This window comes from Pseudomonas frederiksbergensis (assembly GCF_001874645.1).
GTDB lineage: Bacteria > Pseudomonadota > Gammaproteobacteria > Pseudomonadales > Pseudomonadaceae > Aquipseudomonas > Aquipseudomonas frederiksbergensis_B.
Map to the genome: position 1 here is coordinate 4583584 of NZ_CP017886.1, position 21605 is coordinate 4605188.

The window sequence follows — 21605 nt, forward strand, 5'->3', positions numbered from 1 at the left end:
GGACGTGTAGGAAGTTGCCTGTTGATAAGTCGGCCATGCCTGTTTGTGGTTTTCCTTACTTGTTTAATCTTGTCCCTGTGTAACTCTTCGGCCCTTAAGTCTGTTCGCTTATCCAGGCACTTTTCGCGCTTGGCAATGGTGCGGACTCCGGCTGAGAGGGGCAAGGATGAAAACACCAAACCGGGTCGACGCTCCCGTGTTGAAAGTGCCTAAGCGACAGCGTCCGGATCAGGCAGGCAAACCGCTGAGCAAGAAGGAACTGGAGATTCTGCATTGGGCCAAGGCCGGGAAAACGGTGTGGGAAATCAGCGTGATTCGCGACATTTCCGAGGCGACAGTGAAGTTTCACCTGGGCAATATCTACTCCAAGCTCGAAGTCACCAACCGTGCTCAAGCGGTCGGCGAGGCGGTCAATCGTGGCTTGTTGAGCTGAACTCAAAACGCACTCAGGCCGTGCAGCACAAGGCTTGCACGACCTGAAAGGTTTGAACGGTTGCTGCTTACGTCGAGTGATAGGTCGGCAGGGCGAAACGCTGTTGGCTTTGCAGCATCGAAATCTGCGGCAGTTCGCTGGCCTGTTCGGCCAAGTCACGGCGAATGGCACTGATCACCCAGGACAGTTGATCACCGGCATGCAATTGGGCGTAGGAAATCGAGCGTTTGAACACGCGGCCATCGCTGCTATTGAGCGTCAGCAGAATACCGCCGTCAGGGCGTGCTTGCGTGGTGACGTCGAAGTTGGAGAACAGGGACGAAAATTTTTCCTGGATCAGGCTCATGTCGATTAGCTCCGTTTGCACTTGAATGGCAAGCATGGAGTAATAGGTGCACAGGTTGTGCCAGTACGACTGTTTATAAAAGTCCTTATAAATCAATGGCATAAAATACATACATTTTTTCGGTGTCGTGCATTCTGCATGAATGGCCATCGTGCATCCTGCATTTTGCGCGCTCGCCGCAACAGTACGTGGACAACCGTGCGGTGGTTGCCGGCGGTATCGACCCGGATACAAAACATTTCAAAAACCGCGTGTACAGCGACACAAGTGCGGGCGTACTTTTTGGCCTGAATCAACTCTTCCACGTTTTTTTGAGTCTCTAACCAGAGGTTATCTGCCGTCTCTCATACAGGGATGAAGTTGCCTGCCCCCCCGAATACATGTTCGCCCGACACTAACAAAACAGGCCTGACATCATGGGCCGACCGGGAGCAACCATGAGCCGTGCGTCAAACGACATGATCACTTGGGGCATGATGCTCCGAAAATTGCCGTCGATTGCCAAGGCTCTGCCGCGGGTGGTCAAGGGTCTCAACGTCGCCAATGTCAAACAGCCGGATCAACCCTGCGGCCTCGGTTGGAGCTTCGAGCACGCGACGCATCGCAATCCCGATGGCCCGGCGCTGCTGCAAGGGGAGGTCAAACTCAGTTATGCACAGGTCAACCAATGGGCCAACCGCATTGCTCACTATTTGATTACCCAGGGTATTGGCAAAGGTGATGTGGTCGGGGTCTTCATCGAAAACCGCCCGGAACTGCTGGTCACTGTACTGGCGGTGGCCAAGGTTGGCGCGATCAGCGCGATGCTCAATACCTCGCAAACCCAACAGGCGCTGGTGCATAGCGTGAATCTGGTCGAGCCTGTGGCAATCGTTGTGGGCGGTGAGTTGGTCGAGGCGTATTCGGTGATCCGCGCGCAAGTTGCAATCGATGCCGCGAGAACCTGGTGGGTGGCCGATCAGGACACCTTGCGCGACCCCGACGAAGTCCCGGCAGGTTTCATCAGCCTGATGCGCGCCAGCGCCGATTGCCCGACAGGCAACCCGGCCAGCAGCCAGCAGGTGTATCTCGACGATCCTTGTTTCTATATCTACACCTCCGGCACGACCGGGTTGCCCAAGGCCGGGGTGTTCAAGCATGGCCGCTGGCTGAAGACATCCACCGTTTTCGGCTTGGTCGCCCTGGATATGCGCCCCGACGATGTCGTCTATTGCACCTTGCCGCTGTACCACGCCACGGGGTTGTGCGTGTGCTGGGGCTCGGCAATTTACGGGGCGTCGGGTTTTGCCATTCGGCGCAAGTTCAGCGCCAGCCAGTTCTGGAACGACGTGCGAAAGTACCAGGCCACCACCATCGGTTACGTTGGCGAGTTGTGCCGTTACCTGATCGATCAACCGCCGAGCGCCAACGACCGTGATAACGCGGTGGTGAAGATGATTGGCAACGGCTTGCGCCCCGGCGTCTGGAGCGAGTTCAAGCGGCGCTTTGGGGTCAATCACATCTGCGAGTTGTACGCCGCCAGTGACGGCAACATCGGTTTTAGCAACATCCTCAACTTTGAGAACACTATTGGCTTCTCGCTGATGTCCTGGGCGTTGGTCGAATACGCGCACGACAGTTGTGCGCCGATCCGCAACAGCAAGGGGTTCATGCAGAAAGTCGGCAAAGGCCGGCAAGGTCTGTTGCTGGCAAAGATCGACGACAAGGCGCCGCTGGACGGCTACACCGACCCGCAGAAGACCGAAAAAGTCGTGCTCCACGATGTCTTCGAGAAGGGCGATCGCTACTTCAATACCGGCGACTTGCTGCGCAGTATCGGTTTTGGTCACGCCCAGTTCGTCGACCGCCTCGGCGATACCTATCGCTGGAAGGGCGAAAACGTCTCGACCACCGAAGTCGAGAACATCCTTTTGCAGCACCCGCTGATCGCCGAGGCGGTGGCCTATGGCGTGGAGATCAGCAATACCAATGGCCGCGCCGGCATGGTGGCGATCACCCCGGCGGAATCCCTGGCGACCCTGGACTTCAGTGAGTTGCTGAGTTTCGCTCGCCAACACATGCCGGCCTATGCGGTGCCGCTGTTTTTGCGGGTGAAAGTGAAAATGGAGACCACCGGGACCTTCAAGTACCAGAAGACCCGCCTCAAGGATGAAGCGTTCGATCCGCGCAAAACCGACGGCGATCCAATCTACGCCTGGCTGCCAGGCTCGGACACTTACGTGCAGATCACCGAACAGGTACTGGCGGATATCCACGGTGGCAAGTTCCATTATTGATTCTGGCTATGGCCGGGCGAGAGAAAAAAGGGGTGACAGGTGTAAGGCCGCTTAAGGAAACTAGCGGTTTTGCGATTGACCGAATGTGGAGTCCCCAATGTCAGACAAATCCCGCCAGATGACCCCGGAAGAAGCCGCGGAGTTTGCCGAGCAGGTGTTCAACAAGGCCCGTGATGGCGACGCGGCGATGCTTGCCGCACTGCTGAGCAAAGGCCTGCCGCCGAACCTGCGCAACCACAAGGGCGACACCTTGCTGATGCTGGCCGCCTATCACGGCCACGTCGAGGCAGTAAAAGTGCTGCTTGAGCACAAGGCCGATCCAGAGATCCGCAACGAAAACGGCCAAAGCCCGATTGCCGGCGCGGCGTTCAAAGGCGATCTGGCAGTGGTCACCGCCTTGGTTGAAGGTGGCGCCGAGGTTGAAGGTTCTTCCTTTGACGGCCGCACGGCGTTGATGATGGCCGCGATGTTCAATCGCACCGCAATCGTTGACTACCTGATCAGCAAAGGTGCTGATCCCAAGGCCAAGGATGCCAATGGTGTCAGCGCACTGGACGCGGCCAGAACCATGGGCGCTGCAGACACCACGGCACAGTTGCAGAAGCTGCTCGGCTGATCCCTCAGAAAGTTCGCAGGCTGCGCCAGCTCCTACAGAACCGGCATAGACCGTAGGCGCTGCCGAAGGCTGCGATCTTTTGTAGCCCAGATACCTTGCAGCAAACCTTTGAGCTATCCTTCGCGCCCTCAAAATTCCCTCGCTACAGGATCCGTCCATGAAAGCCGAACTCATCGAACTCATCAGCAAAATCGGCTCCGGCTGCATGAGCGAGGCGGAAATTGTGCAGATCGCCGATGAAGCCGCCCAGGCCTACGCCAATCCCGAGGCTTTTCTGGCGGCCAACCCGGACATCAACTACGACGACACTTTCCCGATCCCGCTGGGTGAATGGGTGGTGGTCGGCAGCCTGCCGGACACCGTGCTGTTCCAGGCCGACACCTACATGGACCTGTTCGCGCAGATCGTTGCGTCTTTCGGCCCGGGCGTGGCGTTCAACATCAAACCCAAGCAACTGGCCAAGACCGAAGCGTTGACTGCACTCAACCGTATCCAGATCCAGATGGGCAGCATGAACCCGGAAAACGGCGGCTACACGCTGATGAACTTCAGCCAACTGCTCGATGACGAGATCCAGACCGTGCTGGTCTATGGCAACGACGTTCCGCGGGTGCTTGAGTTGTGTGCGCAAATCGGAATTGCCGCGGCACCGTCGCTGGAAGCGCTGAAAGTGGCGATTCACGTTTAAGGCCATTACGGCGCCAAGCGTAATAAAACGGAGCCTTCGTCAGTCCCGACTATCCTAAGGGGGAAATTCTTCTCTTGGGAGCGACACCATGGGTGCCACCTTCAATGGTCTGGTTGGCCTGATCATCCTCGCGCTGGATATCTGGGCGATCATCAACGTGTTTAAAAGCAGCGCAGAAACCGGGATGAAAATCATCTGGGTGCTGCTGATTCTCCTGCTCCCGGTGCTGGGCCTGGTTATTTGGGCGATTGCGGGTCCCCGAGGCAATGTACGGTTCTGAATCCATCGTGCAACGCTGAATGGCTTCTGTAGGAGCTGGCGAAGCCTCGGGCCGCGTTCGGACGATCTTTTGATCCTGGGCCAACGCACCGCAGAGTCTGTAGAAAAGATCGCAGCCTGTGGCAGCTCCTACGGGGGAAGTAGTGCTTGGCATAAAGACCTCACCAGAAGGTTCGACCTGTCATGTTAGGCGACGTAGAATGCGCGCCATTCCTTGGTCAATCGCCTACCCAGCGTCTGCGATTGTCCATCATGGGCGGGTAACCGTCCGTTGCCACCAGCATTCACCGGGGGACTTCCCATGAGCACCACCACAACCTGCGAGTACCTGGAAACCCTCTACGAAGGCTACGGCCAGCGTTTTCGCATGGAAAAGCTACTGCATGAAGTGCGCACCGAGCACCAGCACCTGGTGATTTTCGAGAACCCGCGCATGGGTCGGGTCATGGCGCTGGACGGCGTGATCCAGACGACCGAAGCCGACGAGTTCATCTACCACGAGATGCTCACCCACGTGCCGATCCTTGCTCACGGCAGCGCCAAACGCGTGTTGATCATCGGCGGTGGCGACGGCGGTATGCTGCGTGAAGTGGCCAAGCACCGCAGCGTCGAACATATCACCATGGTCGAAATCGACGGCACGGTGGTCGACATGTGCAAGGAATTCCTGCCGAACCATTCCAAAGGTGCGTTTGATGATCCGCGCCTGAGCCTGGTGATCGACGACGGCATGCGTTTCGTCGCCACCACCCAGGAAAAATTCGACGTGATTATCTCCGACTCCACCGACCCGATCGGTCCGGGTGAAGTGCTGTTCTCGGAGAACTTCTATCAGGCGTGCCGCCGTTGCCTGAACGAAGGCGGCATTCTGGTGACCCAGAACGGCACGCCGTTCATGCAGATCGAAGAAGTGAAAACCACCGCCGGGCGCCTGCGTAGTTTGTTCCCGGACTGGCACTTCTATCAGGCCGCGGTGCCAACCTATATCGGCGGTGCCATGACGTTTGCCTGGGGCGCGACCAACACGGCTTACCGCAAACTGTCGCGCGAAACCCTGAGTCAGCGTTTTGCCGGCAGCGGCATCATCACGCGCTACTACAATCCGGAAATCCATATCGGCGCATTCGCTCTTCCGCAGTACGTGCTGCAAGCGGTGAACAAGCCAAGTAATGATTAGGCCGGTCTGACTAAAAAGGGCCGCGAGGCCCTTTTTGTGTTTCCAGATATGCGTTGCACGAAATTTTCACGAACGCTCCAAGACAATTCACCCGCGCCGATTTAACACTCAATCCCCTGAGACTCTTGTTCCAGAGCCCTGGAGGCCAGGCTTTTGGGGGGCTTGCCAGTAATGAATGGCAATGCCGTGAGTGATCGTGCAACATTTGCGCATCGCGCAAGGCTCCCGGCCAATTCCTGTAAGTAACCGCAATCAAAGGGCAGGGGCCGCAACATCTTTGAAACTTCAACTTCCAATGAGTCCTAGAAACGACATGGCAAACCCGGACGCCCTGAGTCAGCAGCGAGCTTCGAATCGCTTGCTGCAACCGACCGTCAAATCGCATCTGGCTTATACGCTGCTCTGCGCCCTGGTCATGATGGTGATGCTCTCCCTGCTGCGCGTTGCGCTGCTGGTGTACAACCGAGAGATGATCCTCGACACACCCGCCTCGACCTTCCTCGAAGCGTTCGCCAACGGCTTGCGTTTCGACCTGCGTCTGGTGGTTTACCTCAGCATTCCGCTGTTGCTGGCGCTGTTCAGTGTCCGGGCGATGGCGGCCCGTGGTCTGTTCCGGTTCTGGTTGACCATTGCCTCGAGCATCGCGCTGTTCCTTGGCCTGATGGAAATGGACTTCTACCGTGAGTTCCACCAGCGCCTCAACGGTCTGGTCTTCCAGTATGTGAAGGAAGATCCGAAAACCGTCATGAGCATGCTCTGGTACGGCTTCCCGGTAGTCCGTTATCTGTTGGCCTGGGCTGTTGGCACCTGGCTGCTGAGCCTGGCGTTCAAGGGTGCCGACCGTGCAACCCGCCCACGCGGCCCGTTCAGCGGTGGCACCATCAGCACCCGTCAAGTCGCCCCGTGGTATGCGCGCATCGTGGTGTTCGTGGTCTGCCTGTTGATCTGCGTCGTGGCGGCTCGTGGCACGCTGCGTCAAGGTCCACCGCTGCGTTGGGGTGACGTTTACACCACCGATTCGAACTTCGCCAACCAGTTGGGCCTGAACGGCACGCTGCAGTTGGTTGCTGCCGCGAAGAGCCGCATGTCCGAAGAGCGCGACAACATCTGGAAGCCGACCATGGAGCAGTCTGAAGCCCAGAAAATCGTCCGCGATATGCTGTTGCTGTCAGACGAGAAGCTGGTTGATTCCGATATCGCTGCGGTACGTCGCGATTACACGCCACCGGCCGACAAGACCCTGCCGATCAAGAACGTCGTTGTGATCCTGATGGAAAGCATGGCCGGTCACTCGGTAGGTGCCTTGGGCGCGCCTGGCAACATCACGCCAAACCTCGACAAACTGTCGAAGGAAGGCCTGTTGTTCGACCGCTTCTTCTCCAACGGCACCCATACCCATCAGGGTATGTTCGCCACCATGGCCTGCTTCCCGAACCTGCCGGGTTTCGAATACCTGATGCAGACCCCGGAAGGCAGCCACAAGCTGTCGGGCCTGCCACAGTTGCTCAGCGCCCGTAAGTACGACGACGTGTATGTCTATAACGGCGATTTTGCCTGGGACAACCAGTCGGGCTTCTTCAGCAACCAGGGCATGACCAACTTCATCGGGCGTAACGACTACGTCAACCCGGTGTTCTCCGACCCGACATGGGGCGTGTCCGACCAGGACATGTTTGACCGTGGCCTGCAGGAGCTCAAGGCGCGCGAAGGCAAGCCGTTCTACGCGCTGCTGCAAACCCTGTCCAACCACACCCCATACGCCTTGCCGACGCCATTGCCGGTCGAAAAAGTTACCGATCGTGGTAGCCTGAACGAGCATTTGACCGCCATGCGCTACGCCGACTGGGCGTTGGGGCAGTTCTTTGAAAAGGCCCGGAAAGAGCCGTACTTCAAGGAAACCCTGTTTGTCATCGTGGGCGATCATGGTTTTGGCAACGAGCGTCAAATCACCGAAATGGACCTGGGCCGCTTCAACGTGCCGATGCTGATGATTGCACCCGGCATCCAGGAAAAGTTCGGCCAGCGTGACCACACCGTGGGTACTCAGATCGACATCGTGCCGACCATCATGGGGCGACTCGGTGGCGAAGTGCGTCATCAGTGCTGGGGGCGTGACCTGCTCAACCTGCCGCAAGGTGACACCGGTTTTGGCGTGATCAAGCCATCGGGCACCGAGCAGACCACGGCCATCGTCACGGCTGACCAGATCCTGATTCTGCCCAAGGAAAAGGAAATGGATCCGAAGATGTACCAGTACCAACTGGGTGCCAACCCGCATGCCGAAGTCATCCCGAATGCACCGCGTACCGCTGAGCTGAAGCTCAAGCTGGAAGCGTTCCTGCAGACCGCGACCAAGAGCTTGCTGGATAACACCGCGGGTGTAACCGAAAGCATGCAGAACAAGTAATTCTGCAATAAAAAAGAGGCCTGCAAGGGCCTCTTTTTTTGTCTGCAGCATCTGTTGGTGGTCAAACTCTGCCGAAAATCCGAGCGGCTTGACGCGGTCTCGCGCCCTGTAATCGCCACGGTTTGCCTGGGGCATTCAGCAATTTGATGGTCATGGGTGTAGGAAAATCCTTCGCTACACTGCGAGCATCTTCCCCCAGAACAACAAGGCAACTCCCTATGCAAAATCGCATGATGATCACTGGTGCCGGGTCCGGCCTGGGTCGTGAAATCGCTCTGCGCTGGGCTCGAGAAGGTTGGCAGTTGGCCTTGTCCGATGTCAGCGAGTCGGGTCTGCAAGAAACCCTGAAACAGGTTCGCGAGGCCGGTGGTGATGGTTTCATTCAGCGTTGCGATGTGCGCGACTACAGCCAGCTGACCGCTTTCGCACAAGCCTGTGAGGTGAAGCTGGGCGGTATCGATGTGATCGTCAACAACGCTGGTGTGGCCTCTGGTGGTTTCTTCAGTGAGCTGTCGCTGGAAGACTGGGATTGGCAGATTGCGATCAACCTGATGGGCGTGGTCAAAGGCTGCAAGGCGTTCCTGCCGCTGCTGGAAGAGAGCAAAGGCAAGATCATCAACATTGCCTCGATGGCCGCGTTGATGCAGGGGCCGGCCATGAGCAACTACAACGTGGCCAAGGCCGGTGTGGTGGCACTGTCCGAGAGCCTGCTGATTGAACTGGCACAGCAGGAAATCAGTGTGCATGTGGTCTGTCCGTCGTTCTTTCAGACCAACCTGCTGGACTCCTTCCGTGGCCCGACCCCAGCGATGAAAGCCCAGGTCGGCAAGTTGCTCGAAAGCTCGCCGATTACCGCCAGCGATATCGCCGACTACATCTACCAGCACGTTGCCGCCGGCGAGTTCATGATCCTGCCCCACGAGCAGGGTCGTATGGCCTGGGCGCTCAAACAGAAGAACCCGCAACTGCTCTACAACGAAATGACCGTAATGGCCGACAAGATGCGCGCCAAGGCCAGGCAAAGCGCCAGTTGAACTTGCGAGTAACGGGTCACGTCGTTAGGGTTGCCGCATCTGGCAGCCTTGACGAGATGTGTGCATGCTCAATTACCTGTGGTTCTTCCTCGCCGCGTTGTTCGAAATCGCTGGCTGTTACGCCTTCTGGATGTGGTTGCGGCAGGGCAAAAGCGCCTGGTGGGTCGTGCCGGCGCTGCTGAGCCTGACGCTGTTCGCCATTCTGCTGACCAAAGTCGAATCGACCTACGCGGGCCGCGCTTATGCAGCCTACGGCGGCATCTACATCATCGCGTCCATCGGCTGGCTCGGCGTGGTCGAGCGGATTCGGCCGCTGGGCTCGGATTGGCTGGGCGTTGCGCTGTGCGTATTAGGCGCGAGCATCATACTGTTTGGCCCGCGCTTCACTGCACCTTGAGTCCTTGGCATTGCGGTGAAAGGAAAGTCTGTAAGAGGAGTCGTTTTGCTGCGTAGGGGGGGACTGTTTTGCCGCTGTTGCATTGTAGACCCGGCGTCAGCCGGTCATCTTCAAGGCCCGGTAACCTCAAGGACTAGAGCCATGCTCGTACTCAGCCGCGTTGTGGGCGAATTGATCTCCATTGGCGACACCATCTCTGTGCGTATCCTCGCCGTGAACGGAAGCAGCGTTCGGTTCGGTGTCGAAGCGCCGCAAAACATCAACGTGTATCGCGCCGAAGTCTATGAGCGCATTCAGGCCAAACGGGCGCAGGGCAAACGCAGCTGAAGCTCTCGGTCAAATAGCTGCTCAGTCAAACAGGTGCTTGGGCACATCGTGCTTGAGCATCAGCTGGCATTGCTGACTTTCCGGATCGAAGACAATCAGCGCCTGGCCTTTGCTCAACGCATGGCGGACCCGCAACACGCGGGTTTCCAGCGGAGTTTCGTCGCCATTGTCGGTACCGTCACGGGTGACGAAGTCTTCGATCAGGCGGGTCAGGGTGTTGACTTCAAGTTGGTCGTGGGGAATCAGCATAGGCACCTCGGGTCATCAATCCGGCGATCCTACGGCGGATGAACATCAACGGCCAGTAGGAGCTGCCGCAGGCTGCGATCTTTTTAGCGCCCTCAATGGCGCCTAAGATCAAAAGATCGCAGCCTGCGGCAGCTCCTACGCGGGGAAGGCGGCATTGCGCTGTCGATTCAGCTGCCGCGAATCAACTTGCGCAAAGCAAACCGGTTCGGATGGCAGGCCTCGGCGACGCTTCTGGGCAGTGGCAACGGTTCGTTGTCCAGCCACGCGGCCAGCAACTCGCCAGACAGCGGCGCGGTGATCAATCCGCGTGAACCGTGACCGCTGTTGACGTACAAGCCGTCGAGCCATGGGCAAGCGATGTCCGGCACCTGTCGGGCGTCCTTGCTCAGTGCGGCGTAGGCCTGGGCAAACGCCTGGCTGTCAGCCAACGGGCCGACGATTGGCAGGTAATCGGGGCTGGTGCAGCGGAATGCTGCGCGACCTTGAAGCTGTTCCGGGTCCAGCTGTCGGGCGTGCAGGCGAGCGACCAGATCGCTGGATATTTCCTCGAGCAACTCAAGGTTGCCGAGGTGTTCGGCGGTCGTCGGGGTGAGGTCGTCGCTCTTGAAGTCGAAGCTGGCGCCCAGGGTGTGTTCACCCAAACGTGCGGGTGCGACGTAACCTTCAGCGCAGACCACGGTCGCTAGACGCTGGCTTTCAGCGGTTTGCGCCAATCGGGTGATTTGCCCGCGAATGCGTTTGAGCGGCAGCTCGGCACTTTGCGCGAAGCGTTTGATTTCCGCCGCGCCGGCCAGTACCACCGCGGGCGCACTGGCGAGCAGGGTTTCGCCGTCCCAGGCTTGCCATTGATCATCAACCTTGCGCAGTTCCAGAACATCGCGGTGCGCCAGCAGTTGGACATTGGGGGGCGACGCTTGCCACTGGCACAGGGCCGGCGGATGAACCCAACCGCCTTCTGGATAGAACAGCCCACCGTGGGCCAGGCCGATTCCGGCCTGGGCCTGCGCGTGCGGCTGGTCCAGCAGGTGCAATAAATCAGCGGGGAAAGCCGCCGCCAGTTGCGCCTGCCGCTCGGCCTCCTTGGCATTGAATGCCAGTTGCAGCACGCCGCAGTCGTCCCAATCAACACCCCGCTGCAAGTGTTCAAGCAGGCGCCGGGTATGCCCGAAACCGCTGACGATCAATTGTGAAAGCGCAGTGCCGTGGGCCGAGAGTTTCAGGTACAGCACGCCTTGGGGGTTGCCCGAGGCTTCTTGCGCCAGATCGGCATGCCGTTCCAGCAGGCTGACCTGCCAACCGCGCGCGGCGAGGCTGGCAGCACTGGCGCAACCGGCCAGCCCGGCGCCGATCACCAGCGCACGACGCTCGCCGGTAACCTGATTCGGGCGAGCAAACCATGGCTTGGCGGTTGCCGGAGCCGGTGTCTCTTGCGGCCAGCCGACGAATGCACCACGCAGGATTTCCCATTTGTGACCGATGCCCGGCGTGCGACGCATTTTGAAGCCCGCCGCATTAAGCAGGCGGCGTACCCAGCCGGTGCTGGTGAAGGTGCTGATGGTCGAACCAGGTGCCGCCAGACGCGCCAGTTCGGCAAACAGTTCGGCGGTCCACATGTCAGGGTTTTTCGCCGGGGCGAAACCGTCGAGAAACCACACGTCGATTTGCGCGTCCAGCTGTGGCAGTTGCTCCAGCGCGTCACCGATCAACAGCGTCAGGGTCACGCGGCCATTGTCCAGCACCAGCCGCTGAAAGCCCTGGTGGATGGCGACGTACTGCGCCAACAACTGATCGGCAAAGGGTTTGAGGTCGGGCCAGAGTGCCAGGGCCCGTTGCATATCTGCTGGGCTCAGCGGGTACTTCTCGACGCTGATGAAATGCAGCCGTGCGCCAGCCACAGCCTGCTGCTCGAACAGCTGCCAGGCGCAGAGAAAATTCAGCCCGGTACCGAAACCGGTCTCGCCAATCACCAACCTTTCGCCGGCCGGCAGTTCGGCAAAACGTTCACTCAGGCGGTTTTGCTCGATGAACACATAACGGGTTTCATCAAGGCCCGACTGGTCGGAGAAATACACGTCGTCAAACACCCGCGAGCGCGGGCGACCTTGGTCGTCCCAGTCGAGCTGGGCATGCGGTACGGGGTTCGGCAGTGTTTCAGGATTCATGGTCGGCTCAGGCGAAGCAAGGCGGTCATTCTAGCCGATCGCGACAAAGCCGATTGATCCATGGCAACGCGGATTGGAATGCCCGGACAAACGCTCGGCCAATCCGCTAATCTTGCTCAATCTTGGAAGGGAGCCGCTCATGTTCGAATCTGCCGAAATCGGTCATGCGATTGATAAAGAAACCTACGAAGCTGAAGTACCCGCGCTGCGTGAGGCTTTGCTCGAGGCCCAGTTCGACCTCCAGCAGCAGGGCCGTTTTCCGGTGATCGTGCTGATCAACGGGATCGAAGGCGCGGGCAAGGGCGAGACGGTCAAATTGCTCAATGAGTGGATGGACCCGCGACTGATCGAAGTGCGCACTTTCGATCAGCAAACCGATGAAGAGCTGGCGCGACCACCGGCCTGGCGCTATTGGCGGATGCTCCCGGCGAAGGGGCGGATGGGGGTGTTTTTTGGCAACTGGTACAGCCAGATGCTGCAGGGGCGGGTTCATGGTGAGTTCAAGGACGCGGTGCTTGATCAAGCGATCAATCAGACCGAGCGCCTGGAGAAAATGCTCTGCGATGAAGGCGCGCTGATCTTCAAGTTCTGGTTTCACCTGTCCAAGCAACAAATGAAGGCGCGCCTCAAGGCCTTGCAGGACGACCCGTTGCACAGCTGGCGCATCAGCCCGCTGGACTGGCAGCAATCGCAAACCTACGACAAGTTCGTGAAATACGGCGAGCGCGTGATTCGCCGGACCAGCCGTGACTACGCGCCCTGGCATGTGATCGAAGGCGTGGACGCCCATTACCGCAGTCTGACGGTTGGCAAGATCCTGCTCGATGGTCTGCAACACGCCCTCGAACGGCCCAAGGTTCGCCCGGACAAAGTCAGCGCCGCGCCGCTGCTGGCGAGTGTCGATCAAAAGAGCCTGCTGGGTAGTCTGGACATGAGCCAGCGGCTGGAAAAGAACGATTACGAGGAGCAACTGGTTACCGAACAGGCGCGCTTATCCGGCCTGATGCGCGACAAACGCATGCGTCGACACGCACTGGTCGCGGTATTCGAGGGCAATGACGCTGCGGGCAAGGGCGGGGCGATTCGTCGTGTGGCTGCCGCACTCGACCCGCGCCAGTACAGCATCGTGCCGATTGCCGCGCCCACCGAGGATGAGCGTGCCCAGCCCTATCTTTGGCGTTTCTGGCGACAGATTCCTGCACGGGGCAAATTCACCATTTTTGACCGTTCCTGGTACGGCCGGGTGCTGGTGGAACGCATCGAGGGCTTTTGCAGCCCGGCCGACTGGATGCGAGCCTATGGCGAAATCAACGATTTCGAAGAGCAGGTCAGCGCGTCCGGGGTGATCGTGGTCAAATTCTGGCTGGCCATCGACAAACAGACCCAGCTGGAGCGTTTCCAGGAGCGCGAAACAATTCCCTTCAAGCGCTTCAAGATCACCGAAGACGACTGGCGCAACCGCGAGAAGTGGGACGACTACCGGACTGCCGTCGGCGATATGGTTGACCGCACCAGCACCGAGGTCTCGCCCTGGACCCTGGTGGAAGCTAACGACAAGCGCTGGGCCCGGGTCAAAGTGCTGCGCACCCTCAACCGCGCGCTGGAAGACGCCTTCGAGAAATCCGACAAGCACGAGAAGAAGTTGAAAAAGGACAAGAAGTAGTCCGATGGGTTTGCATACGCGAGCGGTGGGAGCGGCCAGGCGGCGTTCCGCTTGCTCGCGATGCAGGCGCTGCGGTCATGCGTTCATGTGCGAAACTGCATCCGCTCGATGTACGCACGAATCTCCCGCTCGGCCGCTTCATGGCTGGCGAACGGTCCTTCCTGGGTGTTCTCCCGGGTACTGAAGTACAAATCACCATTCACCCGACACAACCGGGCACTGCGAAAGTGCGTGGCAGGGGTGGTGTCTTGGGCACGCATGCCGTACATGGCGGTCTCCTTGAGCGGACCTTGAGTCGGAACAAAATCAGCTTATGTCCGAATCACTTGAAGTGCCTGATCATCCGATCAGCGGCAGACCGTCAATTTATCGGTGCGACCGATACCGTTTCATTTGCGGCTTGTCGCCAACTGTCCCTGTGTGATGCCTCGACGGCAGCCTAGAATGGGTTTTCTCGCCGTTGGCCTTTGGGGTTTCCATGCACATTTCTTCCGGTCGCTGGGTTTATGGTCTGTTCCTCGCCTTGCTGACTGCGTTTTTGTGGGGAGTCCTGCCGATCAAACTCAAGCAAGTGCTGCTGGTGATGGACCCGGTCACGGTGACCTGGTTTCGATTGATGGTGTCCGGCAGCGTGCTGTTCCTTTATCTGGCAGCGACCAGACGTCTGCCGAGCCGACGAGCGCTCGGGCCTAAAGGTGGCTGGCTGGTACTGATGGCGGTACTCGGGTTGGTGGGCAATTACGTGCTGTACCTGATGGGCCTGAACCTGTTGAGTCCGGGGACCGCGCAGTTGGTGGTGCAGATGGGCCCGATCCTGTTGCTGATCGCCAGTCTGTTTGTGTTCAAGGAGCGTTTCAGCGTGGGGCAGGGGATGGGCCTGCTGGTGCTGTTGTTGGGCTTCGGGCTGTTTTTCAATCAGCGGCTGAGCGAGTTGCTGACGTCGTTGAGTGATTACACCGCAGGCGTGTTGCTGGTGCTGGCGGCGTCGACCGTCTGGACCTTCTATGCGCTGGGCCAGAAACAACTGCTGTCGGTGTGGAATTCGTTGCAGGTGATGATGGTGATCTACCTGTTTTGCGCCTTGTTGCTGACGCCGTGGGTGCGTCCACTGGAAGCCTTGCAACTGAGCCCGCTGCAAGGCTGGTTGCTGCTGGCGTGCTGCCTGAACACACTGATTGCCTATGGCGCTTTTGCCGAGGCGTTGGCCCATTGGGAGGCGTCGAGGGTCAGTGCGACGCTCGCCATCACACCGTTGGTGACCTTCGCGGCCGTGGCGCTGGCCGCCTGGTTATGGCCCGATTATGTGCGTGCCGAACAGATCAACCGCCTGGCGTACGGCGGTGCAGTGCTGGTGGTGCTGGGTTCTGCACTCGTCGCGTTGGGGCCGTCGCTGATCGCCGGGCTCAAGGCCCGGCGGATGCGGCTTGTGAATAACTCGTAGGAGCTGCCGCAGGCTGCGATCTTTTCAATGGGCTCGGCATTTACCGTCAGCGCGCGCAAAAGATCGCAGGCTTCGCCAGCGCCTACGGATTATTAACCCTGCTTCCCGGCCTCCAGCATATTCTCTGGCCTTACCCAGGCATCGAACTGCTCATCCGTCAGATAACCCAGCTGCAACGCTGCCTCGCGCAGGGTCAGCCCTTCGCCATAGGCTTTCTTGGCGATTTCGGCGGATTTGTCGTAGCCGATGTGTGGGTTCAGCGCTGTCACCAGCATTAAACCGCGTTCCAGGTGAGCGGCCATCTGCTCGGCGTCCGGCTCGAGGCCCGCGATGCAATGCTGCTGGAAGTTACTGCAGCCATCGCCGAGCAAGCGGATCGATTGCAGCAGGTTGTGAATGATCACCGGCTTGAACACGTTCAGTTGCAGGTGACCCTGGCTCGCGGCGAAACCAATCGCCACGTCGTTGCCCAGCACCTGACAGGCGAGCATCGACAGCGCTTCGCACTGAGTCGGGTTGACCTTGCCCGGCATGATCGAACTGCCGGGCTCGTTGGCGGGCAGCTTGACCTCGGCAAAACCGGCCCGCGGCCCGGAACCCAGCAAGCGCAGGTCGTTGGCGATTTTCATCAGGGTCACGGCGAGGGTTTTCAGCGCGCCCGACAGGCTGGTCAGCGGCTCATGCCCGGCCAGCGCGGCAAACTTGTTCGGCGCGGTGATAAACGGCAGACCTGAGAGGGCGGCCAGTTCGGAGGCAATCGCCTCGCCAAAGCCATGGGGCGAGTTCAGGCCGGTCCCCACCGCAGTGCCGCCTTGAGCCAGCTCGCAGACGGCGGGCAAGGCGCTGCGGATGGCGCGTTCGGCGTAATCGAGCTGCGCGATGAACGCCGAAAGCTCCTGGCCGAAGGTGATCGGCGTGGCATCCATCAAATGCGTGCGACCGGTCTTCACCAGGTTCATGTGTCGGGCTGCCAGCTCTGCCAAACCTCCGGAGAGTTCAGAGATCGCCGGCAACAGATGCTGTTGCACCGCCTGCACCGTGGCGATGTGCATGGCGGTGGGGAAGCAGTCGTTGGAGCTTTGCGAGCGATTGACATGGTCGTTGGGGTGCACCGGGACCTTGCCGCCACGGGGGTTGCCGGCCAGTTCGTTGGCGCGACCGGCGATCACTTCGTTGACGTTCATGTTGCTTTGGGTGCCACTGCCGGTCTGCCAGACCACTAGCGGGAACTGGTCGTCATGCTGGCCGTCGAGCACCTCGTCGGCGGCCTGTTCGATCAGCCGGGCAATGTCGGCGGGCAGATCACCATTGCGATTATTGACCCGCGCTGCGGCTTTCTTGATCAGGGCCAGGGCATGCAGTACAGCCAGCGGCATGCGTTCGTTGCCGATCGCAAAGTTGATCAGCGAGCGCTGCGTCTGAGCGCCCCAGTAGGCTTCATCCGGGACTTCCACTTGGCCAAGGCTGTCGGTTTCGATACGGCTCATCGGTCACATTCCTGTAGGTCTGATAGCGCAGTTTAGGCCGTGATTGGCGCTTGGGGTTCCATCAGTCGTTTTTTCTACCGTTCGCTCCTGAAAATCAGGCCTGGCAAGGGGGAGGGGTTGAGCGCACGAGTTTTTTAGGCGCAGAATGGCGCCCCTTGGGGTTTTACCTCGCCTGCTAGAAAAGGAAACTCGATGACTCGTCTTCGTGCCATCTGTACCGCGGTTGCTCTGGTCTGTGCCAGCGGCCAGGTTTTCGCCGATACCGCCAGCCACAACGCCAGTGCCGAAGCTTTCCTGACCCTGGCGCACGCTGACAAACTGGGCACTCCGGTGTACATGCAAGTGCAGCAAATGTTCGCCCAGCGCTTTGAACAAACCAAAGCGCCAGAATCGAAAAAAGCCCTGCTGGAAACCTACCAGGCCAAGGCCAACGCTGCTCTGGACCAGGCCATTGGCTGGAACAAACTGAAGCCGGACATGGTCAAGCTCTACACCACCAACTTCAGTGAATCCGAACTCAAGGATCTGGTCGCGTTCTACCAGTCGCCACTGGGCAAGAAAGTCCTGGAAAAAATGCCTCAGCTGACTCAACAATCGGCCCAGATGACTCAAGCCAAACTGGAAAGCGCGGTGCCTGTGGTCAACAAACTGCTGGCTGACATGACTGCCGAGCTGACGCCGAAAGACGCCGCCGCTCCAGCCAAGAAAAAGCCTTGAGCGGAGCCCCCAATGACCATGCAACAACGTATTGAATCGGCGCTGAGCGCTTTGCAACCTGCGCATCTGGATGTGCTGGACGAAAGCCATATGCACAGCCGTGGGTTGCAAACCCACTTCAAGGCCGTGGTGGTCAGCGAGCAGTTTACCGGGCTCAACAGCGTCAAGCGTCACCAGAAGGTCTACGCCACGTTGGGTGACCTGATGGGCGAATTCCATGCGTTGGCGCTGCATACCTATACGCCTGAGGAGTGGGCGAAGACCGGCGCGGCACCTGCCTCGCCGACCTGCGCTGGCGGTAGCAAGCATTAAGATCAAAAGATCGCCGCCTGCGGCAGCTCCTACGGGGTTGCGCAAGGCTGGGCTTTGTAGGCGATGCCGCAGGCTGCGATCTTGACGGTCTGCAGCCAATCGCAACAGTTTTTGCTAGAATCCGCAACGCGCCGCTTAGCCGGCGCGTTTTTTTTCGCATCCGGTTCACCCCTTACGCGGGTAGCCACCTGGAGAATCATCCATGACACAACAGATTGTCGTGGCGGCACTGTATAAGTTCGTCACCCTTGAAGATTACGTCGCCTTGCGCGAACCACTGTTGCAGGCGATGGTCGACAACGGCATCAAAGGCACCTTGCTGATTGCCGAAGAAGGCATCAACGGTACGGTTTCCGGTAGCCGCGAAGGCATCGACGGGCTGATGGCCTGGCTCAAGAACGACCCGCGCATGGACGACATCGACCACAAAGAGTCGTACTGCGATGAGCAGCCGTTCTACCGCACCAAGGTTAAACTCAAGAAAGAGATCGTCACCCTGGGTGTTGAAGGCGTTGACCCGAACAAGAAGGTCGGCACCTACGTTGATCCGCAGAACTGGAACGCCTTGATCAGCGACCCTGAAGTGCTGCTGATCGATACCCGCAACGACTACGAAGTGTCGATAGGCACCTTCGAAGGCGCGATCGATCCGAAAACCACCAGTTTTCGCGAGTTCCCCGACTACATCAAAGCCAACTTCGATCCGGCCAGGCACAAGAAGGTCGCGATGTTCTGCACCGGCGGCATTCGTTGCGAAAAGGCTTCGAGCTACATGCTCAGCCAGGGCTTCGATGAAGTCTTCCACCTCAAGGGCGGAATCCTGAAGTACCTCGAAGAGGTGCCGCAGGAAGAAACCAAATGGCAGGGCGACTGCTTTGTGTTCGATAACCGCGTCACCGTTCGCCACGACTTGAGTGAAGGCGACTACGATCAATGTCATGCCTGTCGTACGCCAGTGAGCGTGGAAGACCGCGCATCCGAGCACTACGTCGCCGGCATCAGCTGCCCGCATTGCTGGGATAAGCTGAGTGAGAAGACCCGTCGCAGTGCGATCGACCGGCAGAAACAGATCGAACTGGCCAAGGCCCGTAATCAGCCGCACCCGATTGGTTACAACTACAAGCAATCAAACACCGAGGCCTGAACCATGTCCGCACGCCTGCTCTATGTAATGGATCCGATGTGCTCCTGGTGCTGGGGCTTCGCTCCGGTGGCCGAGGCCTTGGTCGAGCAGGCGCAGGCTGCGGGCGTTGAAGTGCATCTGGTGGTGGGCGGTTTGCGCACCGGTAGTGGTGCGGCACTGGAGCCCACCACCCGGCGCTACATTCTCGAACACTGGCAGGCGGTCACCGAAGCCACCGGCCAGCCGTTCAAGTTCGAAGGCGCGCTGCCCGACGGTTTTGTCTACGACACTGAGCCGGCCTGCCGCGCGCTGGTGACGGCGCGCAGCCTGGCGCCGGATTGTGCCTGGAAGTTGCTCAAACTCATCCAGCAGGCTTTTTATGTCGAGGGTCGTGACGTCACCCGCGCCAGCGTGTTGGTGGAGCTGGCCGAACAAGCCGGTTTGCCACGTATCGAGTTCGCCGCAGCTTTCGACCGTGCCGATCAGCACGCGGCTACGGCGGCAGACTTCACCTGGGTTCAGGATCTGGGCATCGCCGGCTTCCCGACCTTGCTGGCCGAGCGCAATGGTCAATTGGCGCTATTGACCAATGGCTACCAACCGCTCAGCGATCTGTCACCGTTGCTCGGCCGTTGGCTGGAGCGCGCTGCCTGTGTATGAGCAACCCGATGATGTGCAACAGCCCACGCGGGTCGATCGGCTGAGTTGGGCGGAAATCCGTCGTCTGGCGCTTCAGCATAAAAAATCCTTGTGGATCGCCAACGGCATCGCCGTATTGGCAACCCTGTGCAGTGTGCCGATCCCTTTACTGCTGCCATTGCTGGTAGACGAAGTGCTGCTGGGGCATGGTGACGCCGCACTGAAAGTCATGAACCACGCGCTGCCTACTGGCTGGCAAAGCGCTGCCGGTTATATCGGTTTGATGTTGCTGGTGACCTTGACCCTGCGTTGCGGTGCATTGATGTTCAACGTCTTGCAGGCGCGTCTGTTTGCAGGTCTGGCCAAGGACATCGTCTATCGCATTCGTGTGCGGCTGATCGAACGGCTCAAGCGCATTTCCCTTGGCGAATACGAAAGTCTGGGTAGCGGCACGGTGACCACGCACCTGGTTACCGACCTGGACACGCTCGACAAATTCGTCGGCGAAACCCTCAGCCGCTTTCTGGTGGCGATGCTCACGCTGGTCGGCACGGCGGGCATTCTGGTGTGGATGCACTGGAAGCTGGCGCTGCTGATTCTGCTGTTCAACCCGCTGGTGATCTACGCCACCGTGCAGTTGGGCAAACGGGTCAAGCACCTGAAGAAACTCGAAAATGACAGCACCTCCCGGTTCACTCAGGCGCTGACCGAAACCCTGGACGCGATACAGGAAATCCGCGCTGGCAATCGTCAGGGTTTCTTCCTTGGCCGGCTTGGCTTGCGGGCGCAGGAAGTGCGCAACTATGCCGTCAACTCACAGTGGAAAAGCGACGCCTCGAGCCGTGCCAGCGGTTTGCTGTTCCAGTTTGGCATCGATATCTTCCGCGCCGCCGCGATGCTCACCGTGCTGTTCTCCGACTTGTCCATCGGTCAGATGCTCGCGGTGTTCAGCTACCTCTGGTTCATGATCGGGCCGGTCGAACAACTGCTGAATCTGCAATACGCCTATTACGCGGCCGGCGGTGCGCTGACGCGAATCAACGAGCTGTTGTCGCGTGCCGATGAGCCGCAGTACTCAGGTGGCGTCGACCCGTTCAAAGGGCGCGAGACGGTGGGCATCGAGGTGCAAGGCTTGAGTTTCGGCTACGGCGGTGAGCGGGTGCTGGATCAGATGAACCTGTCCATCGCCCCCGGCGAGAAAGTCGCGATCGTGGGCGCCAGCGGCGGTGGTAAAAGCACACTGGTGCAATTGCTCTTGGGGCTCTATACGCCGCAATCGGGCAGCATCCGTTTTGGTGGCGCCACTCAACAGGACATCGGCCTGGAAACCGTGCGCGAGAATGTCGCGGTGGTCTTGCAACACCCGGCGCTGTTCAACGACACCATCCGGGCCAACCTGAGCATGGGCCGCGAGCGCAGCGATGAAGCCTGTTGGCAGGCGCTGGAAATCGCCCAGCTCGACGCGACGGTGAAGGCATTGCCGCAAGGCCTGGACAGCGTCGTTGGCCGTTCCGGTGTGCGTTTGTCCGGCGGCCAACGCCAGCGCCTGGCCATTGCGCGCATGGTGCTGGCCGAACCCAAGGTCGTGGTCCTCGATGAGGCCACTTCAGCGCTGGACGCCGCCACCGAATACAACCTCCATCAGGCGCTCGCGCGGTTTCTCAGCGGTCGCACAACACTGATCATTGCCCACCGGTTGTCGGCGGTAAAACAGGCGGACCGGGTACTGGTGTTCGATGGCGGCCACATAGCTGAAGATGGCGACCATCAGCAGTTGATTGCTGATGGTGGTTTGTACGCCAAGTTATATGGGCATTTGCAGCAGCTATAGA

22 protein-coding genes are annotated in these 21605 nt (G+C 59.3%); 17 read left to right on the forward strand and 5 right to left on the reverse strand.

The window, feature by feature from the left end:
* Window positions 1-166: 166 nt before the first annotated feature.
* Window positions 167-433 (forward strand): helix-turn-helix domain-containing protein, encoded by a 267-nt coding sequence (locus BLL42_RS22060; RefSeq protein ID WP_071554169.1) that lies wholly within the window; start codon window positions 167-169, stop codon window positions 431-433.
* Window positions 434-500: 67 nt separating this feature from the next.
* Here the strand turns inward: BLL42_RS22060 and BLL42_RS22065 are convergent, their stop codons facing one another.
* The gene (locus BLL42_RS22065; protein WP_071555822.1) at window positions 501-779 is read right to left on the reverse strand and encodes a DUF3509 domain-containing protein; all 279 of its coding nucleotides are present in this window, start codon (window positions 777-779) and stop codon (window positions 501-503) included.
* 437 nt (window positions 780-1216) lie between these two features.
* Here BLL42_RS22065 and BLL42_RS22075 point away from each other — a divergent pair, with 437 nt between their 5' ends.
* From BLL42_RS22075 to csrA, 9 genes are all read left to right on the forward strand, one after another.
* Window positions 1217-3055 carry a long-chain-acyl-CoA synthetase gene (locus BLL42_RS22075; RefSeq protein ID WP_071554173.1) on the forward strand — a complete coding sequence of 613 codons (1839 nt, stop codon included), beginning with the start codon at window positions 1217-1219 and terminating at the stop codon, window positions 3053-3055.
* Window positions 3056-3152: 97 nt separating this feature from the next.
* Window positions 3153-3671, forward strand: a complete 519-nt coding sequence (locus BLL42_RS22080; protein ID WP_071554175.1) for an ankyrin repeat domain-containing protein — start codon at window positions 3153-3155, stop codon at window positions 3669-3671.
* A 157-nt stretch (window positions 3672-3828) separates the two neighbouring features.
* Window positions 3829-4359, forward strand: coding sequence for a hypothetical protein (locus tag BLL42_RS22085; RefSeq protein WP_071554177.1), 531 nt, complete (start codon window positions 3829-3831; stop codon window positions 4357-4359).
* A gap of 88 nt (window positions 4360-4447) precedes the next feature.
* Window positions 4448-4639, forward strand: a complete 192-nt coding sequence (locus tag BLL42_RS22090; RefSeq protein WP_071554179.1) for a PLDc N-terminal domain-containing protein — start codon at window positions 4448-4450, stop codon at window positions 4637-4639.
* 300 nt (window positions 4640-4939) lie between these two features.
* Complete coding sequence (gene speE / locus BLL42_RS22095; protein ID WP_071554181.1) at window positions 4940-5815, forward strand: polyamine aminopropyltransferase; 876 nt, start codon at window positions 4940-4942, stop codon at window positions 5813-5815.
* Between the two features lie 313 nt (window positions 5816-6128).
* On the forward strand, window positions 6129-8222 hold the full coding sequence (locus tag BLL42_RS22100; RefSeq protein ID WP_071554183.1) for an LTA synthase family protein: 2094 nt from the start codon (window positions 6129-6131) through the stop codon (window positions 8220-8222).
* 218 nt (window positions 8223-8440) lie between these two features.
* Entirely contained in the window at window positions 8441-9256 is an 816-nt protein-coding gene (locus BLL42_RS22105) for an SDR family oxidoreductase (protein WP_071554185.1), read from the forward strand.
* Window positions 9257-9320: 64 nt separating this feature from the next.
* On the forward strand, window positions 9321-9653 hold the full coding sequence (locus BLL42_RS22110) for a YnfA family protein (protein WP_071554187.1): 333 nt from the start codon (window positions 9321-9323) through the stop codon (window positions 9651-9653).
* A gap of 141 nt (window positions 9654-9794) precedes the next feature.
* Window positions 9795-9980, forward strand: a complete 186-nt coding sequence (gene csrA / locus BLL42_RS22115) for a carbon storage regulator CsrA (RefSeq protein WP_071554189.1) — start codon at window positions 9795-9797, stop codon at window positions 9978-9980.
* Between the two features lie 21 nt (window positions 9981-10001).
* Here csrA and BLL42_RS22120 read toward each other — a convergent pair whose 3' ends face one another.
* Entirely contained in the window at window positions 10002-10229 is a 228-nt protein-coding gene (locus tag BLL42_RS22120) for a YheU family protein (RefSeq protein WP_071554191.1), read from the reverse strand.
* A gap of 167 nt (window positions 10230-10396) precedes the next feature.
* Window positions 10397-12391, reverse strand: a complete 1995-nt coding sequence (gene mnmC / locus BLL42_RS22125; RefSeq protein WP_071554192.1) for a bifunctional tRNA (5-methylaminomethyl-2-thiouridine)(34)-methyltransferase MnmC2/FAD-dependent 5-carboxymethylaminomethyl-2-thiouridine(34) oxidoreductase MnmC1 — start codon at window positions 12389-12391, stop codon at window positions 10397-10399.
* Window positions 12392-12530: 139 nt separating this feature from the next.
* On the opposite strand from mnmC, the gene pap reads away from it, so the two are divergent.
* A complete protein-coding gene (gene pap, locus BLL42_RS22130) occupies window positions 12531-14054 on the forward strand; it encodes a polyphosphate:AMP phosphotransferase (RefSeq protein ID WP_071554194.1) in 1524 nt (507 codons plus the stop codon).
* Window positions 14055-14137: 83 nt separating this feature from the next.
* Here the strand turns inward: pap and BLL42_RS22135 are convergent, their stop codons facing one another.
* On the reverse strand, window positions 14138-14323 hold the full coding sequence (locus BLL42_RS22135) for a DUF6316 family protein (protein ID WP_071554196.1): 186 nt from the start codon (window positions 14321-14323) through the stop codon (window positions 14138-14140).
* 209 nt (window positions 14324-14532) lie between these two features.
* Here BLL42_RS22135 and BLL42_RS22140 point away from each other — a divergent pair, with 209 nt between their 5' ends.
* Window positions 14533-15495 carry a DMT family transporter gene (locus tag BLL42_RS22140; protein WP_071554197.1) on the forward strand — a complete coding sequence of 321 codons (963 nt, stop codon included), beginning with the start codon at window positions 14533-14535 and terminating at the stop codon, window positions 15493-15495.
* A gap of 92 nt (window positions 15496-15587) precedes the next feature.
* On the opposite strand, the gene BLL42_RS22145 is transcribed toward BLL42_RS22140, so the two are convergent.
* Complete coding sequence (locus BLL42_RS22145; RefSeq protein ID WP_071554198.1) at window positions 15588-16982, reverse strand: class II fumarate hydratase; 1395 nt, start codon at window positions 16980-16982, stop codon at window positions 15588-15590.
* Window positions 16983-17174: 192 nt separating this feature from the next.
* On the opposite strand from BLL42_RS22145, the gene BLL42_RS22150 reads away from it, so the two are divergent.
* The 5 genes from BLL42_RS22150 (at window position 17175) to BLL42_RS22170 (ending at window position 21604) form a co-directional block, all read left to right on the forward strand.
* A complete protein-coding gene (locus BLL42_RS22150; RefSeq protein ID WP_054593477.1) occupies window positions 17175-17699 on the forward strand; it encodes a DUF2059 domain-containing protein in 525 nt (174 codons plus the stop codon).
* A gap of 12 nt (window positions 17700-17711) precedes the next feature.
* Window positions 17712-18011 carry a BolA family protein gene (locus BLL42_RS22155; protein WP_071554200.1) on the forward strand — a complete coding sequence of 100 codons (300 nt, stop codon included), beginning with the start codon at window positions 17712-17714 and terminating at the stop codon, window positions 18009-18011.
* A gap of 202 nt (window positions 18012-18213) precedes the next feature.
* Window positions 18214-19155, forward strand: coding sequence for an oxygen-dependent tRNA uridine(34) hydroxylase TrhO (gene trhO, locus BLL42_RS22160; protein ID WP_019692998.1), 942 nt, complete (start codon window positions 18214-18216; stop codon window positions 19153-19155).
* 36 nt (window positions 19156-19191) lie between these two features.
* Complete coding sequence (locus BLL42_RS22165) at window positions 19192-19794, forward strand: DsbA family protein (protein ID WP_174553372.1); 603 nt, start codon at window positions 19192-19194, stop codon at window positions 19792-19794.
* Window positions 19787-21604 (forward strand): ABC transporter ATP-binding protein, encoded by a 1818-nt coding sequence (locus BLL42_RS22170; protein ID WP_071554204.1) that lies wholly within the window; start codon window positions 19787-19789, stop codon window positions 21602-21604. The genes BLL42_RS22165 and BLL42_RS22170 overlap by 8 nt, the downstream gene beginning before the upstream one ends.
* Window position 21605 lies beyond the last annotated feature (1 nt).